Here is a 17,082-nt window from a genome sequence, read left to right as displayed (position 1 = left end):
CCATGCCAACAACGTAGGACCGACTGAAGGAGCCGTTCGTGTTGAACCAAGGCCTCGGCTCCTGGCCGGCGCGCCGGACCCGCAAGACGCCCGACCGGATCGCCGTCGTCCACGAGGACCGCAGCTGGACCTACCGGGAACTGCACCAGCGCGTCCTGCGCCTCGCCCACGCCCTGCGCGCTCTGGGCACGGGACGCGGTGACCGCGTTGCCTACCTGGGCCCCAACCATCCGGCGTTCCTGGAGACCCTGTTCGCCGCCGGGACGCTCGGGGCGGTCTTCGTCCCGCTCAACACCCGGCTCACGGCGCCGGAACTGGCGTACAACCTGTCCGACTCGGGCAGCACCGTCCTCGTCCACGCGTCCGAGCATGCCGAGGCGGCCCCTGCCGCGGCGGCCGCGGCCGGGGTGCGGCACCGGATCGCGCTCGCCGGGCCCGACGACGACGGTGCCCTCGGCTACGAGGAACTCCTCTCCGGGGCCGGGACCGGACCTCTGGACGAGGCCGTGGCGCCGGAGGACCCGTGCATGATCATGTACACCTCCGGGACCACGGGCCGCCCCAAGGGCGCCGTCCTCTCCCACGCCAACATCATCTGGAACAGCGTCAACGTCCTCGTCGACACCGACCTCGCCGGCGACGAGGTGACCCTCGTCGTGGCACCGCTGTTCCACACCGCCGGGCTCAACATGACCTGCCTGCCCACCCTGCTCAAGGGCGGCCGGGTGGTGCTGCTCGGCGCCTTCGACGCCGAGCGCGTCCTGGAGGCCATCGAGGGCCGGCGGGTGACGTACATGTTCGGCGTCCCCACGATGTACGACGCCATGGCCGCCCGTCCTCGCTGGGAGACGACGGACCTGTCCAGCCTGCGCACCCTCAACTGCGGCGGCGCCCCCGTCCCCGCGCACACCATCGCCACGTACCTCGCCCGCGGCCTGGCCTTCAGCCAGGGCTACGGCATGACCGAGGCGTCCCCCGGGGTCCTCTACCTGGACAGGGAGCGGACCTCGGACAAGGCGGGCTCCGCCGGCGTGCCGCACTTCTTCACCGACACGCGTGTCGTGCTGCCCGACGGCCGTGAAGCCGGACCCGGAGAGCGCGGCGAGATCCTCGTCCACGGCCCCAACGTCATGACCGGCTACTGGGGCCGGCCCGAGGACACCGAGGACGCCTTCACCTACGGCCGCTGGCTGCGCACCGGCGACGTCGCCCGGACCGATGCCGACGGCTACGCCTACATCGTCGACCGGGTCAAGGACATGTTCGTATCGGGCGGCGAGAACGTCTACCCGGCCGAGGTCGAGGACGTGCTCCTCACCCACCCCGCCGTTGTCGAATGCGCGGTCATCGGCGTGCCCGACCCGGTCTGGGGCGAGGTCGGCCGCGCCGTCGTCGTCCTCAGCCCCGACGCCCGCGCCGACGAGGACGACATCCTCGGCCACCTGCAGGGCCGGCTCGCCAAGTACAAGATCCCCAAGTCCCTCGTCGTCACGAAAGCCCTGCCCCGTACGGCCTCCGGGAAGATCATCAAGCCCGTCGTGCGCGACACCTACGCGACCGGCCCCGCCGAGCGCGCCCACCCGTGACAGACGTCCGGGCAACGCCCTCCCACTGGCAGCGCCCGCTGTTGCCTGTGCCATCGAAAGGATCTTCCATGCCTGCCATCGCCAACGGCCTCGACGGACTCAAGGCCCTCACCGGAGCAGACCTCGGCCGCACCGCATGGCTCGAGATCACCCAGGACCGGGTGAACACCTTTGCCGACGCCACCGACGACCACCAGTGGATCCACACGGACCCGGAGAAGGCCAAGGACGGCCCCTTCGGCGGCCCCATCGCCCACGGCTACCTCACCCTCTCCCTCATCATTCCGCTCTTCGGCGAACTGCTCACCATCACCGGCACCGAGATGAGCGTCAACTACGGCCTGGACAAGGTCCGTTTCCCCAGTCCTGTTCCCGCCGGCGCGAAGATCCGCCTCCACGGTGTCGTCGGCACCGTGGAGGAGGTCAAGGGCAACGGCGTGCAGATGCCGCTGACGTTCACCGTCGAGGTCGACGGCAGCGACAAGCCGGCCTGTGTCGCCCAGGCCGTCTACCGCCACTACGCCTGACCAGCACCGCGCCGTGAACTGCCTTCCGCACGTGCGGAAGGCAGGCGGCGGGGCGCCGTGACGCGGGCGGGGCAACGATGACCCCGCCCGCCAAGAGGGTGCCCGTCCTCGGTATCGGCACCACCCAGCGGCCCTCGCCCGCGCCGACCGCAACGAGGGCCGCCGCGGCCTGTGCGAAGGGCCCGATCCGGCGCGGCGCGCGGACCGGGCCCGCCTGAGGTGGCCTGCTAAGCGCCCGGGGCCGCGGCGAGCTGCTCCTCGAGGGCCGCCAGCGTCCGGTAGCAGGGCATCACCTGGGCGATGGACGCGTTCGGCTCGCGGCCCTCGCGGATGGCGGCGACGAACTCGCGGTCCTGCAGTTCGATGCCGTCCATCGAGACGTCGACGCCGCTGACGTCGATCGGCTCGTCCTTGCCGGTGACCAGGTCGTCGTAGCGGGCGATGTAGGTGCCGGTATCGCCGATGTAGCGGAAGAACGTGCCGAGCGGCCCATCGTTGTTGAACGACAGCGACAGGGTGCAGAGGGCGCCGTTCTCCGTGCGCAGCTGGACCGACATGTCCATCGCGATGCCCAGCTCGGGGTGGATCGGGCCCTGGACGGCGTTGGCCTGCACGATCGACGAGCCGGTCTGGTAGGCGAACAAGTCGACGGTGTGCGCTGCGTGGTGCCACAACAGGTGGTCGGTCCAGGAGCGCGGCTCGCCGAGGGCGTTGAGGTTCGTGCGGCGGAAGAAGTACGTCTGCACGTCCATCTGCTGGATGCGGTAGTCCCCGGCCTGGATCTGCCGCCGCACCCACTGGTGGCTGGGGTTGAAGCGCCGGGTGTGCCCCACCATGGCGACCAGCCCGGTGCGCTGCTGCGCCGCCAGGCACGTTTCGGCGTCGGTCAGGGAGGAGGCCAGGGGAATCTCGACCTGGACGTGCTTGCCTGCTTCGAGACAGGCCAGCGTCTGCGTGGCGTGCATCGGTGTGGGGGTGGCGAGGATGACGGCGTCGATGTCGTCCATCGCCAGCACCTCGTCGAGGGACGCGACGCCGCGGCCGACGCCCTGGTCCGCGGCGAACTTCCGGGCGCTTTCGAGGGTGCTGCTCACGACGGCGGCCACCTCGACGCCCTTGATCCGCCTGAGCGCGGCCGCGTGCTTGGCGCCGAAGGCGCCGCCGCCGGCCAGGGCGATCCGGAGGGTGCGGTCGTCCGTCATGTCACTTCACTCCTTCGGCGGGCTCCTGGGCCCGGGGGTGGTTTTCGAGGATCAGGTGGCCGACGGCGGTGTTGGACGCCGGCACATGGTAGAAGCGGTGCTTGACCTCGATCCGTCCGGACCCGTCGAGGTCGCTCATCGCCCCGCGGGCGATCAGCCACATGACCAGCTCGATGCCTTCCGAGCCGGCTTCCTCGACGTATTCCAGGTGCGGCACCTGCGACAGGCCGACCGGGTCCTCGATCAGCCTGTCGAGGAAGGCGTTGTCCCATCCCCGGTTGATGAGGCCGGCGCGCGGGCCCTGCAGCTGGTGGCTCATGCCGCCGGTGCCCCACACCTGGACCTTCAGCGGCCTGTCGTAGGACTCGATCGCCTTGCGCAGCGCCTGGCCGAGCTTGAAGCACCGGGCGCCCGAGGGCACGGGGTACTGCACCACGTTGACGTGGAACGGGATCACCTTGCACGGCCACTTCTCGACGTCCCCGAACATCAGCGACAGCGGGACGGTCAGGCCGTGGTCGACGCTCATCTCGTTGACGAGGGTGAGGTCGAAGTCGTCCCTGATGAGCGAGTGCGCGATGTGCGCGGCCAGGTCGGGGTCGCCCTCGATACCGGGGACCGGGCGGGGCCCGTAGCCCTCGTCGGCGGTGGGGTAGGCCGCGCCGGTGCCGAGCACGAAGGTCGGGATCAGCGACAGGTCGAACGTGGTGGCATGGTCGTTGTAGACCAGGAGGATCACATCGGGGAGGTTCTCCTTCTCCCACTGCTTGGAGAACTCATAACCCTCGAAGACAGGCCTCCAGTAAGGTTCGCCGGTCTTGTCGTGGTCCATCGCCGCGCCGATCGCCGGAACGTGCGAGGTGAAGACCGCGCCGGTGACCGTGGCGTGCTCGGCCGGCGGTGCCGGGTTGGAGTACGCCGCTTCGAGGACGGCGTGGTCGATCCGGTTGCCCTCGACGGAGCGGCCGCCGCTGACCATCATGTCGCGGTACTCCTGCTCGGTCATGCCGGTCATCGAGCCCGCCATCTGCTGGAAGGACAGTCCCAGCGTCGCTCCCCACTTGGCGAGGAAGTAGATGTTGCCGCCCTCGAGCACCGCGGCGTTGAGGTCGCGGTCGAGCAGCGCCTGCCTCTGCTCCTCCCGCAGCGGCCACGCGTCCAGGTAGGCGCGCTCGTCGGCGAGGTAGAGCTCGCGGTTCTCCGTCGTCATCAGCGACATGCAGAACTGGTTGAGGTGGTACCCCTTGGCGGACTGTTCGGCGTCGAAGATGGTCGTCCCCGGAACCAGTTTGTAGGTCTTGTCCAGTGACATGGTGGGACTCCAATGGTGGGGCGGTCAGCGGGCGTCCGACCAGTACAGGCGCGTCGGGTTGTCGACGAGGAGCTTGCGCTGCAGCTGCGCGGTCGGTGCGATGTGCGGGATGAAGTCGATGAGCAGGCCGTCGTCGGGCATGTGGGCGGCGAGGTTCGGGTGCGGCCAGTCGGTGCCCCACAGCACCCGGTCGGGGAACTCCTCGACCACGCGCCGGGCGAACGGGACGACGTCGCGGTAGGCCTGCTGCTCGCCGTCGAGGGCCGGCGGGCCGCTCACCGACAGCCGCTCCGGGCAGGTCACCTTGCACCAGATGTCCGGCCTCGCCCGCATGAAGTCCACGAACGCCTCGAACTCCGGGCCGTGCGCGCCCTTGGTGACATCGGGCCGGCCCATGTGGTCGATGACCAGCGGCACCGGGATCGAGAGGAGGAAGTCGCGCAGGCCGGCGAGGTCGGAGGCCTCGAAGTAGACGACGGCGTGCCAGCCGTAGGGCGCGATCCGCTCGACTACGTCCCACAGGTCCTGCCGCGGTGCCGTGTCGACGAGCCGCTTGACGAAGTTGAACCGCGCGCCGCGTACACCGGCCTCGTGCAGCTCGCGCACATCCGCGTCCGCGATGCCTGGCCGTACCGTCGCGATGCCCCGGGCCAGGCCTCCCGAAGCCCGCAGGGCGTCGATCACGGCGCTGTTGTCGGAGCCGTGGCAGGTCGCCTGGACCACGACGTTGCGGGACAAGCCCAGGTGGTCGCGCAGCGCGAAGAGCTGGTCCTTGGACGCGTCACAGGGGGTGTATTTCCGCTCGGGGGCGTACGGGAACTCCGCGCCCGGGCCGAAGACGTGGCAGTGCGCGTCGACGGCGCCCTCGGGCACCTGGAACCGCGGCCGGCTCGGGCCGGCGTACCAGTCCAGCCAGCCGGGGGTCTTGTCGAAGGTGGTCGTCATCCTCAGTCCTCGTAGCGCAGTCCGAGCTCGGCCAGCGGGCCGCGCATGTCGTACATGTCCAGGCCGAGTTCGCCCGTGCGGAACTGCGCGCGCTTGCCCTCCTCCTTTGCCTCGCGCCTGGCCGACGCCGCGGCGACCTCGACGGCCCGCTCGCGCGGCACCACGACGACGCCGTCGCTGTCCGCCACGACGACGTCGCCGGGCCTGACCAGGGCATTGGCGCAGACCACCGGTACGTTGACCGAGCCGAGGGTGGCCTTGACCGTGCCCTTGGCGTTGATCGTCCGGGAGAAGACCGGGAAGTCCATCTCCTCCAGGTCGACCGCGTCGCGCACGCCGCCGTCGATGACCAGGCCCTTGCATCCCCGGGCGCGGAACGAGGTGGCGAGCAGCTCGCCGAAGAAGCCGTCCTCGCTCTCGGTCGTGCAGGCCGCCACCACGACGTCGCCCTCCCGGATCTGCTCGGCGGCGACGTGGAGCATCCAGTTGTCGCCGGGCTGCAGCAGCACGGTCACCGCGGTGCCGCACAGACGGGCCTTGGGGTAGACGGGGCGCAGGTAGGGGCGCATCAGTCCCACCCGGCCCATGGCCTCGTGGATCGTCGCGACGCCGAACGCCGACAGCGCGGCGACGGCCCCGGGGTCGGCGCGGTCGATCGATGTGTGAACGACGCCGATCTCGGTGTGTTCCATGCGTACTTCTCCTGGGGTCAGCGGCCGGCCGCGGTGAGGCGGGCGGCGAGGCGGGGGTAGACGCGCAGGGCGTTGCGGGAGTAGACGGCGGTGCGCTGCTCGTCGGAGAGGTTCGCGGTGGCCTCGACGTACCGCTTCGTGTCGTCGAAGTGGTGGCCGGTGCGCGGGTCGATGTCGCGGACCGCGCCGATCATCTCGCTGGCGAACAGGACGGACCGGCTGGGGATCACGCGGGTGAGCAGGTCGATGCCGGGCTGGTGGTAGACGCAGGTGTCGAAGAAGACGTTGTCCAGAAGCGTCTCCGGGTCCGGTCTGCCCAGGGCCATCGCCAGTCCGCGGAACCGGCCCCAGTGGTAGGGCACCGCGCCGCCGCCGTGCGGGATCACGAACCGCAGCGTCGGGAAGTCGGCGAACAGGTCACCCTGGACCAACTGCATGAACGCCGTGGTGTCGGCGTTGAGGTAGTGGGCGCCGGTGGTGTGGAAGGCCGGGTTGCATGACGTGCTGACGTGGATCATGGCGGGGATGTCGTACTCGGCCATCGCCTCGTAGACCGGGTACCAGCTGCGGTCGGTCAGCGGCGGCGCGGTCCACCTGCCGCCCGACGGATCGGGGTTGAGGTTGATGGTCACCGCGCCGAGTTCCTCGACCGCGCGGCGCAGCTCGGGCAGACAGGTCGCGGGGTCGACGCCCGGCGACTGCGGCAGCATCGCGCCCATCGCGAAGCGGTCGGGGTAGAGCGTGCTGACGCGGTGGACCAGGTCGTTGCATATCCGCGCCCATATGGAGGAGACCTGGAAGTCGCCGATGTGGTGGGCCATGAAGCTGGCCCGCGGGGAGAAGACCGTCAGGTCGCAGCCGCGTTCGTCCATGAGCCGCAGCTGATTGCCCTCGACCGCCTGACGCAGGTCGTCGTCGGTGATGACCAGTTCGTCGGGATCGGGCGCGTCCTCGGGTACGCCGGCCGCCGCCACCTGCCTGTCCCGCCACCGCGCCAGCTGCGGCGGCGCGGTGGTGAAGTGACCGTGACAATCGATGATCATGGGTTCTCCTCGTGCTCGTCCGGGTCAGTTCTGCGGACGGGTGGGCCAGCCGGTGTACTGCTCGGCGAGGTAGGTGCGCCCGGCGCGCGTGCCCACCACGTTGTCGAGCTCGCCGAGCTGACGCTGCAGGTCGAACGACGTGCCGCCGGGCGCAGTGTGCAGGAGCTGAGTCATCCAGTAGGAGAAGTTCTGCGCCCGCCAGACCCGCTGCAGAGCGCGCGGCTGGTATTCGTCCAACGCCGCCTCGCCCTCGCTTCCGAGCGCCCGCAGCAGGACGCCGGCGAGTACCTTGACGTCGTGCAGCGCAAGGTTGAGCCCGCGGGCACCGGTCGGCGGCACGGTGTGCGCGGCGTCGCCCGCGAGTGCCATCGAGCCCCAGCGCATCGGCTCCTGTACGAACGAGCGGAACCGCAGCACCGTCTTCTCGAGGATCGGCCCCTCCTTGAGCCGGAAGCCGTCCTGGCCGGCCACCCGGGCCTGGAGCGTCTCCCAGATGCGGTCGTCCGGCCAGGCGTCGACGGACTCGTCGGAGCCGCACTGGAAGTACATCCGCTGCACGGTCTCGGTGCGCCGGCTGATCAGCGCGAACCCGTGCTCGGAGTGGGCGTAGACGAGCTCGGGCGCGCTCATCGGTGCCTCGGCCATGATGCCGAACCACGCGAAGGGGTACTCCTTGCCGTAGCGCACCCGCCGGTCCTCGGGCACCAGGTCGCGGCACATGCTGCGCGACCCGTCCGCACCGACCACGTACCGCGCGCGGATCTCGTGACGGGTCCCGTCGGGCGCGGTGTAGCGGACCCGGGGGGCGTCGGTCGTGATGCCGAGGACCTCGGTGTCCTGGATGTCGAAGTGGACCGTGCCGCCGTCGCGATGGCGGGCATCGGCCAGGTCGATGAACACGTCGGTCTGCGGGTAGAGCCACACCGACTCGCCCACCAGCTCCTTGAAGTGGATGCGGTGCGGCCGGCCGCCGAACCGGAGCTCGGTGCCCTCGTGCTCGTGGCCCTCGCGCAGGATCCGGTCGGAGACGCCGGTCTCGACCAGGTCCCTGGCCGTGTCGGCCTCGAGGATGCCGGCCCGCTGCGTCGTCTCGATCTCGCGCCGGGAGCGGGTGTCGATGACGATCGTCTCGACCCCTGCGCGCCCGAGGAGGTGCGCCAGCATCAGGCCGGCCGGGCCGGCACCGACGATGGCAACGGGAACCGAGGCAACGGTGTCGATGACGGCAGCGGCCATGGCATCTCCTGAGCGACGGGGAGCGACTCGAACACCCCGAACGCTGGCACCCGGAACCGCGGCCAGTCGCCGGCGTTTCCGTCAGGCGGAAGCCTTGTCCGATGTCAGTCCGTCCTGTGGGCGCGCCGGCCGAGCTCGTCGGACACCTCGTACGCGGCTCTCAGGAGCGGCTCACGCAGCCCTTGCGCCCGGGCCGCGCCATGGGCCGCTATGACGATCCCCAGTGCGGCGCTGACCGGCCCGGTCCGGCCGATCCGCACAGGTGCGGCCACCGCGACCGTGCTTTCCGACAGCTGCCGGTCGCTGACGAAGACCTGCTCGCGGCGGATGCGGTCCAACTGCGCGCGCAGCGTCTTCGGGTTGGTGACGGTGTGCGGGGTCCAGGCTCGCAGCGGCGCTTCGAGAACCTCCTCCTGGATGTCCCGGGGCGCGTGCGCCAGCAGTACTCGGCCCATCCCGGTGGAGCCGATCGGAAACCGGGCCCCCACCATCGTCACCAGTTCCACCGACCGATGTCCCGCGATCCGCTCGACGAAGACAAGCTCCGTGCCCTCGCGCACCGCGAGTTGGATGTTCTCGTGAGTCGCCTCGTAGAGGTCCTGCATGAACGGCAGAGCCACATCGCGCAGGATCTGAGTGCGCGGGCATCCCGAGGCGATCTCCCAGAGCCTCAGCCCGACATGCCACGACCCGTCCTCCTCGCGCTCAAGCGCTCCCCATCCCGCCAGCTCTGTGACCACTCGGTGCGTGGTACTCAGGGCCAGGCCCGTGCGCTGAGCGATCTCCGACAGTGTTTGCGACGGGCGCTCGCGATCGAAGGTCGAGAGGACCTTGAGAACTTTTCCAGCCGCCGTGATCTGGGTTGTGCTCACGCGGTCAGTCTTGCAGACGGGCGTTGAGCTGCCCGTTCGGGCGTCGTAGCATCGGCCGGACACTAGGCCCGTACTTCGCAGGTCACCCGTTAGGAACGCCTCAACTCAAGATCGTTGGCCGATCTCGGCCGCGTTGGCCCAGCCGTGACAGACCGCACGGCGTCAACTATCCGATGGCGACCGATCGCGACCGGTTGATCTTCACGATCGGGTGACCTGCGAAGTCCGGGACTAGGAGGCGACGTGGACCGAGAGCTCTGTGGGCTGTCCTCGATGGCGACGCGGCTGATTCTGGCTGACCTTTGCGAGCACATCGGACTCGATCGCGGGATTCCGGTGCGGTTCGAGTCCGCCGGCGGGGTCGAGATCGCACGGCGGGTGCGCGAAGGCGCTGAGGCCGACTTGCTCGTGCTCGCCGATGGCGCATTGACCACACTGGAACACGAGGGACACCTCCTGGCAGGAACGGTGCGCCCGCTATGGATCTCCCAGGTTGTTGCGGCGGTGCCGGAAGGATCACCGGTTCCAGCTCTCCGCTCGGAGTGTGACCTGCGAGCCGTGCTTCTTGCTGCGAAGAGAGTCGCCTACTCCACCGGCCCCAGCGGTACGGCCCTCGTCGATCTGATCACCCGGCTGGATCTCGCCGACACGCTCGGAAACCGGCTTGTCCAAGCACCACCGGGGGTGCCCGTCGGCAGCTTGCTCGCATCCGCCGAAGCCGACCTCGCCTTTCAACAGCACAGCGAACTGATGGGACTGCCAGGAATCGTCATCATCGGCCCGCTGCCGGGCGATACCGCGATCAGCTCGACGTTCAGCGGGGGCGTACTGACTGCATCTCACCAGCCACATCGCGCCTCGGAAGTTCTTGACATTCTCGGTTCCGATGCAGCATCGAAGGCCACCCGCGCCAGGGGCATGCGGGCCGTCGGGGAGCGGGGCTGACAAAGAACGCCTTTGACTCGCAGATGTGTTGCGGCAGAGCCGGCGTGGCTCGGGGCAGTACGGGGGGTGCCGGTGTTCGGCGATGACGCACGAGTCGTGGCGTCCCCCTTACCGTGCGTGTCCGCCTTGGCGGGGTTCTCCCGCGCCGCCCTCACCGAGCCCCGGTGGAACGGCGCAAGGCCGGTCGGCCGGTTTGGCGCGCAGGGTGAAGGGACAGGCGCTTGGCATGGACCGCAGTCGAGTACCGAATGCACGGGGCCACGTTCCCGATGCCAAGCAAGCCACGCCATCGGCGGCCGGCCCCGGCAGCGACGTAGAGGGCAACCCGCCGGACCGGCCGGCGGCGGCCCGCCGCTTCCTGGGGCTCGACCGGGCACTGACACGCTCGGCGGCGTCCTGGAAGGGACTCTGGGCGAGCAAGGTGCTGCCGGCGGTCGAGGAGTCGGCCGAGCACACCAAGCTGTGGCTGGCCGCCGCCGCCTTCCTGGCCGTCGCGGGCGGTCGTCGCGGGCGACGCACCGCCGGCTCGGGCCTGGCGGGGATGTGGACCGGGCAGGCCATCGGCGGCGCGGCAAAGTACCTGTGGGATCGGCGCCGCCCGCCCAAGCACCTCATCCCGAACGACCAGGTCGAAGATCGGCCGGACAGCTCCTCCTTCCCCTCCGGACACACCGCGGCCGCGGTCGCCTTCACCACCTCCGTGGCGGCTGTGTGGCCTGTGGCCGGCGTCCCTTGCGCGGCCCTGACCGCTGCCATAGCCCTCGAGCGGATCCACAGCGGAGCCCACTACCCCAGCGACGTGGTGGTCGGCGCCGTCATCGGCTTCACCGGCGCCCGCCTCGCCCGGCACACCACACGTCTCCTCAACCCACGCCTCGGCCGGATTTCCTCAGGGTGCGCAGCAACGTAGTCGCGGACCGTCTGGTCCGGGCTCTCGTCCGCGTCGGGTCCTGAAGCCTTGGCCGCCGCCCCCTGCATACGCCGCCCCGGCAAGGGGTACCCGAGTGGAGTGGCATGTGAACGGCTGAGCTTCGATGGCTGGATCGCGGCCGCCGGGACGGGGTCCGGCACGCGCGTGGTCGTCGGTCACTGGCCCCACTCGCCCTTCGGGCCGTTCAGTGACGTGATGCTGGAACGCGCTGACGGTTGGCGCGTGCTGCTGGCACCCACCTCCCGGACCGCGCAGTACATCGCGGGCATCTATCACTTCGACGAGGTCCGGACGGGCCCGGTGAGCGTGCGCAGGCGCGACAGGGTGTGGGACGTCGCGGCGGGGCCCCTTGCCCTGTGCTTCACGGTCGGCTGTCGCGGGGCCCTCGGCCTCGCGCTGCGGTCCGTCCCGCGACAGCTCGCCCGACGGCCGCTGTGGGCGGCCGTGACCGACGTCCCTGCCCGCCTGATGGCCGGCGTACGGACCCGGGGCAGCTCGCGCCCCGGATGGCGCCAGTGGTACGCGGTCGGCGACCTGTGGCCGATCATCGCCGCCGACGCATCCTTCGACGGAACCGACCTCGGCCCTCTCGCTCCGGTCGTCCCGCCGGTGCGCTTCGGGTTCGGATCGGCCCCCACGACGCCGGCACTGGTACGGGTCCTCTCCACCGTCGAACGCGCAGGTCCGGGAACGGCGTGAGGCGATGAGCACCATGGGAGTACATCACGTCACGGAAGGCCGCTTCCGCCACCGTGGAGCCGAGCTCGTGTACGACGACGCCGGTCACGGGCCGCTCGCCGTGTACGCCCACGGCGGGTTCGCGAGCCAGGCCAACGAGGACCGGATGGGCCTCTTCGTCTGGACGCCCGTGCTGGACGCCGGGCGGCGCCTGGTCCGCTACGACGCTCGCGCCCACGGCCGGTCCACCGGCGAGCCCGTCGCCACCGACTACACCTACGCGTCCCTCGCCGACGACCTGCTGGCCCTGCTCGGCCATCTGGGGGCCGCGGAGCCCGTCGACGGCATCGGCGCCTCCATGGGCTGCGGCACCCTCCTGCACGCCGCCGTCCGCGCACCCGACCGGTTCTCCCGGCTGATCCTGCTCATCCCGCCCACGGCGTGGGCGACCCGCGAGGCCTACGCGCGGGCCAACCGGTCGGCCGCCGACACCGTCGAACGGGAGGGGGTGGAGGCCTGGCAGGCCGCCAAGAACAGCCGGCCCCGCCCCGCGGTCGTAGCGGACGTGCCCGAGCTCCCGCCGACACCGGAGGAGCGGGTCCTGCCCTCCGTACTGCGCGGCCTCGCGCTGGCCGATCTGCCGGAGCCGGCCGCCATCGCCGGGCTGCGCCACCCGGCCTTGATCCTGGCCTGGGCGGATGACCCGGGCCACCCGCGGGCGACGGCGGACATCCTCGCCGGCTGCCTGCCTGACGCGCAGCTGCGCGTGGCACGGACGCGCGCCGAAGTGGGGACCTGGGGAGAGCGCATAGCGGAGTTCCTGACGGGACCTTCGCGCCCCGGGAGGTGAACAGCGGACGCCGTTCAGGCGGCTGCCCGCGTGGGCAGTGGCGTTTCCCCCGGGTCAGCCGCGTCAGCCGCGTCAGCCGCGTCAGCGCGGAGGGCTCTGACGGTCGCCTCGTGCAGCAGACGGCTGCGGTAGCCGGTCGGGCAGAACGCGGAAGCCCCCCCAAGGGTCAGCCACTGCGCTGCGCCGGTGGGCCGGACGCTGATCCTCACCTGGCCGGATCTCCAGTTCGTCTGTACGTCGACTTCGCCCGTGAGGACCCCGGCCTCCTCGGTGCGTACGCCGTCCGGTCCGACGGGAACTGCAGCAGTCGTCCACGTTGCCCAACCCATGTCCCATGTCCTTTCCCTCGATCGTTCGGCCCTGGGGCCTGTCCTTCGCGAGGGTGAAGGGGGCGAACCGTCTGCCGACGGGAGACGCAAACCGAACGAACCTGGTCCCTGCCTGCCTGCCTGCCTGATGGAGCCGGCCTATGCGCCTACCCCCTGATGCCACGGACATTCCCTCCCGGATCGGCCGTCACTGGGATGCTCGCCTCTCTCGGCGACAAAGTGCGCCAGGCGAAGAAAACGGCGCCGACCCGGCCGCACCCTGCCGCTCCGGACCGGCCGCCGGCCAACAAGCCGCTCGCGCCGGGCGTCGGCATGGTGGACCGGGTGCCCGACGCGCTGGCCGGCCGGGGCATGGAGTCCTGACCCGTTATCGCCGGATGGACGGCGTACCCCGGCCCAGCGCGATGCCCAGGGCGATCATGCCGGCGCCGAGCGCGAGGTGAAGCCAGTTGTCCGCACTGTTGGCCCGTGCCCGTGCCCGTGTCCTTGTCGGTTCGCAGGGCTGTCTCGCCCTCCGGTCAGCTTGCGTCGTGCGCGTCGGCCATCAGCGCGGCGAGGTCCCCGGGGTGGATGAAGGACGGCGGCACCGGCGGGCCCCAGTTGTAGTGCGCGCGGACGTCCTCCCACACACGTGGCGTCCAGAGCTGGTCGTCGACCACCACTGCCCGGGGTCATCTGTCCCGTTGGCCGTCATCACGCACGCCTCCGCCCCGTGCCACGGGACCGCTCGAGCAGCGGGTCCTGGTCAGACGTCGCAAGGGTGAACGGCGGCACCAAGCCAAGGGGGAACACCCGCCTTCAGCTGCGCCCGCGTCGGCGCAGGCGGCCCAGGCCCGGTGACGAACGCAGGACCGTACGGGCCGCGTTGGCGCCCGGTGCGCCGTGGACGCCGCCGCCCGGGTGGGCGGTCGCCGAGGCGAGGTAGAGACCGCGGATCGGTGTGCCGGGCCGGCCGGTGCCCGGGACGGGCCGGAAGAGGAGCTGCTGGTGGAGGTTGGTGGTGCCCTGGTTCACCGCGCCACCGACAAGGGCGGGGTTCAGCCGCTCGAGATCGGGCGGCGCGAGGACGCGACGGGACCGGATCGCCGCGCGGAAACCGGGCGCGTAGCGCTCGACCTGCGCCTCCACGCGGGCGGCCATCGCGTCCTTCTCGCGTTCGTCCCAACGCCCCGTGATGGCGTCGGCGCCGCCCCCGGCCGCGTCGCCGGAGATCGTCTGCGGAACGTGCGTGTAGGCCCACGCGGATTCGGTGCCGGTCGGTGAGCGGCTGGGGTCCGCCGTGGTCATCTGGCCGAGTACGAGGAAGGGCACCCGCGGTACGCGTTTCATCGCGATGTCGGCCGCGAAGCAGGTCAGCTCGTCCATTCCCTCGGCGAGGTGCACCGTTCCGGCGAGCCGCGCGCCCTCGGCCCGCCAGGGGATCGGCCGGGACAGGGCCCAGTCCACCTTCACCGTACTGAAGTCCCAGTGGAAGCGCCGCAGGTCGGAGCGCAACCGCTCGGGCAGGTGCTCCTCCCCGACGAGGCGCTCGTACAGCAGCGGAGCCGGTACGTCGGCGAGCACGGCCCGCCCGGCGGGGACCTCCCCGCCGTCCTCGGTGCGGACCGCCACGGCCCTTCCGCCCCGGACCACGACCTGGGTGACGGCACTGCCGCAGCGGACGGTGCCGCCGCGCGCTTGGAACCGGCGGACGAGCGCCGTGGTGAGCGCCTGGGCGCCACCGACGGGCACGGGGAAGCCGTACGTCTGCCCCAGCATGCACATCAGCCATCCGAAGCCGCCGCCGAGCGCCGAATCCGGGCCGAGGTCCGCGTGGAGCGCGTTGCCGGCGATGAGGAGCTGCCCCCCTACGCCGGAGAATTCCTCCTCGCCGAGCCTGCGGGCGGGCAGCAGCATCGAACGCGCCACCCGCAGGCCCTCTGCCGGCCCCAGCCGTACCCCGAGGCGCAGGCCGGCCCGGACGGGCGGGAAGGGCGTGAACAGACAGCCGAGCAGGTCGTCGCCGAGGCGCCGCCAGAGGGTGTGGAGGCGCTCCCACGCGGCCCCGTCGCCCGGCGCGAAGGCGTCGAGCGAGGCGGCCGTGTCGCGTACGTCGTCGCACAGGACCGCACAGCGCCCGTCCTCGAGGGGATGGGCGACGACGGCGGGAGCCCGGCTCCAGCGCAGTCCCTCCTCCTCGAGGTGCAGGGCGCGGATGACGGGCGAGGCGGCTGCCAGCGGGTAGAAGGCGCTGAACACGTCGTGCACGTAACCCGGGTCGACTCCGCGGTCGCTGCGCACGGCCCCGCCGGGCTCGGGCCGCGCTTCCAGGACGACGACGCGCCAGCCCGCGTCCGCCAGTACGTTGGCGGCCACCAGCCCGTTCGGGCCCGAGCCGATGATCACGGCGTCAGGCGTCGACACGGGACCCGCGTCCTTCGCTTTCGGCCACTCGGGCGAGGCGTCTGAGCACACCTCTGTGGCGGAGGTGGACGAAGGCGTCGATGGCCGCGGAGTGCACGGAGCCGTTCCGGCCCCGCAGGGGGTGTTCGTCGATGACGACCAGCGTGTCCTTGCCCCACGGGCGCAGCTCGATGGCGATCCGGGCGCTGCCGGCCTTGCCCGCCATCGCCTCCAGCTCCAGGCGGCGCTGCGGCTCGCAGATGCGCACGACGGTGGTGCCCTCGTACGACCAGGGGCCGAGCTTCAGCCGGTAGCCCAAGGCGGCGCCCTCGCGGGGCCACTGTGGGTCCTTCTCCCAGGAGTCGTGCGTGCCGACGACCCAGGCGGCATACCGGTCACCGTCGCTCAGGACGTCCCATACGTCGGACGGCGGCCGGTGGACGAGCCGGTGCATCACTGCCATGTGGTCCTCCGTGAGGCTGTGTACGGCTGTGTCGGTGCGGCCGGGTTGCCGCCGTCGATGGCCGGCGCCTACCCAAGGCGGTGCGGCTTACCCGTGCGCAGCGCGGCGCGCCCGGCGGTCGTCAAGACGACCGCCGCCGCTGCCGCCCCGGTCCTGCGGGCGGCCGTGCGCCAGCCGCTGCCGAGGCCGCCGCGTACGGCGGCGTGGGGTCCGGACGGTGTGTGCAGGATGCCCTGCGTGGCCGGTGCGCTGCCGCGGGGGCCCAGGTAGCGGCGGTCGGTGCGCCGGCCGAGCGCGAGGCGGGTGAGTCCGGGGGTCAGTGCGTGGGCCGCCGCCAGAGTGTGGGCGTAGGGTCCGACGAGCCTGCGGGCGCGGGGGCGGCGTATGACGGCGGTGACGGCGCGTGCCACGCGCTCCGGTGTCGCTACGGGGGGCAGGGCCCGGACATCGCGGCCGGTGTGGTTGGCCGCGTGCCGGAAGAAGGGCGTGTCGACCCCCACGGGGAGCACGGTGCACACGCTGACGCCGCGCGGCCCGCCGAGGGCCAGCTCCAGGCGCAGTACATCGCCGAACGTGACCAGGGCGGCCTTGGACATCGCATAGCCGGAGAGGTACGGGGCCTCGACGACGCCGCCGAGCATGGAGGCCACGTCGATGACGATGCCCTCCCCCTGCCGGCCCATGACGGGCACGGCGGCACGCGCCCCGTGGACGGCGCCGACGACGTTGACGTCCAGGAGCCGGCGCAGCTCCGCGGGCGGCATCTCGTCGAACCGGCCCAGCATCCCCACCCCGGCCGTGTTCACCCAGACGTCGATCCTGCCGAAGCGGTCGGTGGCCGCCGCGGCGAGGGCGTTCACGGACCCGGCGTCGGTCACGTCGGTCGGGACGGCCACGGCCCGGGCGCCGCGGCGCCGGCACTGTGCCGCGACGTCTTCGAGTACGAGCGCGCTGCGGGCGGCGAGGACGACGTCGGCTCCGCGGCGCGCACAGGCCAGGGCGGTGGCCCGGCCGATGCCGCTGGAGGCGCCCGTGATGACGACGACTCGGTTCTTCAGTTTCACGCCGGGCGTCTGACCAGGATGGCGG

Annotated in this window: 17 protein-coding genes and 1 pseudogene; 7 read left to right on the top strand and 11 right to left on the bottom strand. The window is 71.4% G+C overall.

Going from position 1 to position 17,082, the window contains the following annotated elements; all coding sequences use genetic code 11:
• Positions 1 to 38 precede the first annotated feature (38 nt).
• Entirely contained in the window at positions 39 to 1,586 is a 1,548-nt protein-coding gene (locus J7E94_RS16350; protein ID WP_215016141.1) for a long-chain fatty acid--CoA ligase, read from the top strand.
• Positions 1,587 to 1,654: 68 nt separating this feature from the next.
• Positions 1,655 to 2,113 carry a MaoC family dehydratase gene (locus J7E94_RS16345; protein ID WP_215016139.1) on the top strand — a complete coding sequence of 153 codons (459 nt, stop codon included), beginning with the start codon at positions 1,655 to 1,657 and terminating at the stop codon, positions 2,111 to 2,113.
• A gap of 227 nt (positions 2,114 to 2,340) precedes the next feature.
• Here the strand turns inward: J7E94_RS16345 and J7E94_RS16340 are convergent, their stop codons facing one another.
• The 7 genes from J7E94_RS16340 to J7E94_RS16310 form a co-directional block, all read right to left on the bottom strand.
• A complete protein-coding gene (locus J7E94_RS16340) occupies positions 2,341 to 3,315 on the bottom strand; it encodes a Gfo/Idh/MocA family oxidoreductase (protein WP_215016137.1) in 975 nt (324 codons plus the stop codon).
• A gap of 1 nt (position 3,316) precedes the next feature.
• Positions 3,317 to 4,627 carry a protocatechuate 4,5-dioxygenase subunit alpha gene (ligA, locus tag J7E94_RS16335; RefSeq protein WP_215016134.1) on the bottom strand — a complete coding sequence of 437 codons (1,311 nt, stop codon included), beginning with the start codon at positions 4,625 to 4,627 and terminating at the stop codon, positions 3,317 to 3,319.
• A gap of 24 nt (positions 4,628 to 4,651) precedes the next feature.
• Positions 4,652 to 5,572 carry an amidohydrolase family protein gene (locus J7E94_RS16330; protein ID WP_215016132.1) on the bottom strand — a complete coding sequence of 307 codons (921 nt, stop codon included), beginning with the start codon at positions 5,570 to 5,572 and terminating at the stop codon, positions 4,652 to 4,654.
• Positions 5,573 to 5,574: 2 nt separating this feature from the next.
• A complete protein-coding gene (gene ligK, locus J7E94_RS16325) occupies positions 5,575 to 6,264 on the bottom strand; it encodes a 4-carboxy-4-hydroxy-2-oxoadipate aldolase/oxaloacetate decarboxylase (RefSeq protein ID WP_215016131.1) in 690 nt (229 codons plus the stop codon).
• 17 nt (positions 6,265 to 6,281) lie between these two features.
• On the bottom strand, positions 6,282 to 7,307 hold the full coding sequence (locus J7E94_RS16320) for an amidohydrolase family protein (protein WP_215016130.1): 1,026 nt from the start codon (positions 7,305 to 7,307) through the stop codon (positions 6,282 to 6,284).
• 24 nt (positions 7,308 to 7,331) lie between these two features.
• The gene (locus J7E94_RS16315) at positions 7,332 to 8,543 is read right to left on the bottom strand and encodes a 4-hydroxybenzoate 3-monooxygenase (protein WP_215016129.1); all 1,212 of its coding nucleotides are present in this window, start codon (positions 8,541 to 8,543) and stop codon (positions 7,332 to 7,334) included.
• A gap of 104 nt (positions 8,544 to 8,647) precedes the next feature.
• Positions 8,648 to 9,415 carry an IclR family transcriptional regulator gene (locus tag J7E94_RS16310; RefSeq protein WP_215016128.1) on the bottom strand — a complete coding sequence of 256 codons (768 nt, stop codon included), beginning with the start codon at positions 9,413 to 9,415 and terminating at the stop codon, positions 8,648 to 8,650.
• A 243-nt stretch (positions 9,416 to 9,658) separates the two neighbouring features.
• Between J7E94_RS16310 and J7E94_RS16305 the strand changes: the two genes are divergently transcribed.
• The 5 genes and pseudogenes from J7E94_RS16305 to J7E94_RS16285 form a co-directional block, all read left to right on the top strand.
• Positions 9,659 to 10,360 (top strand): substrate-binding domain-containing protein, encoded by a 702-nt coding sequence (locus J7E94_RS16305; protein ID WP_215016127.1) that lies wholly within the window; start codon positions 9,659 to 9,661, stop codon positions 10,358 to 10,360.
• Positions 10,361 to 10,586: 226 nt separating this feature from the next.
• A complete protein-coding gene (locus J7E94_RS16300; RefSeq protein WP_215016125.1) occupies positions 10,587 to 11,270 on the top strand; it encodes a phosphatase PAP2 family protein in 684 nt (227 codons plus the stop codon).
• A gap of 243 nt (positions 11,271 to 11,513) precedes the next feature.
• Positions 11,514 to 11,990 (top strand): hypothetical protein, encoded by a 477-nt coding sequence (locus tag J7E94_RS16295; RefSeq protein WP_308345136.1) that lies wholly within the window; start codon positions 11,514 to 11,516, stop codon positions 11,988 to 11,990.
• A gap of 4 nt (positions 11,991 to 11,994) precedes the next feature.
• Complete coding sequence (locus J7E94_RS16290) at positions 11,995 to 12,819, top strand: alpha/beta fold hydrolase (protein ID WP_215016121.1); 825 nt, start codon at positions 11,995 to 11,997, stop codon at positions 12,817 to 12,819.
• Positions 12,820 to 13,346: 527 nt separating this feature from the next.
• Positions 13,347 to 13,511: pseudogene (locus J7E94_RS16285) on the top strand (hemerythrin domain-containing protein); the annotation flags it as partial.
• Between the two features lie 155 nt (positions 13,512 to 13,666).
• On the opposite strand, the gene J7E94_RS16280 reads toward J7E94_RS16285, so the two are convergent.
• The 4 genes from J7E94_RS16280 to J7E94_RS16265 form a co-directional block, all read right to left on the bottom strand.
• Positions 13,667 to 13,810 (bottom strand): hypothetical protein, encoded by a 144-nt coding sequence (locus J7E94_RS16280; protein WP_215016120.1) that lies wholly within the window; start codon positions 13,808 to 13,810, stop codon positions 13,667 to 13,669.
• Between the two features lie 136 nt (positions 13,811 to 13,946).
• On the bottom strand, positions 13,947 to 15,551 hold the full coding sequence (locus J7E94_RS16275; protein WP_215016119.1) for an NAD(P)/FAD-dependent oxidoreductase: 1,605 nt from the start codon (positions 15,549 to 15,551) through the stop codon (positions 13,947 to 13,949).
• Positions 15,538 to 15,993 carry an SRPBCC family protein gene (locus J7E94_RS16270; RefSeq protein ID WP_215016118.1) on the bottom strand — a complete coding sequence of 152 codons (456 nt, stop codon included), beginning with the start codon at positions 15,991 to 15,993 and terminating at the stop codon, positions 15,538 to 15,540. The genes J7E94_RS16275 and J7E94_RS16270 overlap by 14 nt, the downstream gene beginning before the upstream one ends.
• A gap of 68 nt (positions 15,994 to 16,061) precedes the next feature.
• Positions 16,062 to 17,057, bottom strand: a complete 996-nt coding sequence (locus J7E94_RS16265) for an SDR family oxidoreductase (RefSeq protein WP_215016117.1) — start codon at positions 17,055 to 17,057, stop codon at positions 16,062 to 16,064.
• Positions 17,058 to 17,082 lie beyond the last annotated feature (25 nt).

This window comes from Streptomyces sp. ISL-94, assembly GCF_018614075.1.
Classification (GTDB): Bacteria; Actinomycetota; Actinomycetes; order Streptomycetales; family Streptomycetaceae; genus Streptomyces.
The sequence above is the reverse complement of the archived record's forward strand: the minus strand, read 5'-3'. Positions and strand labels throughout refer to the sequence as shown.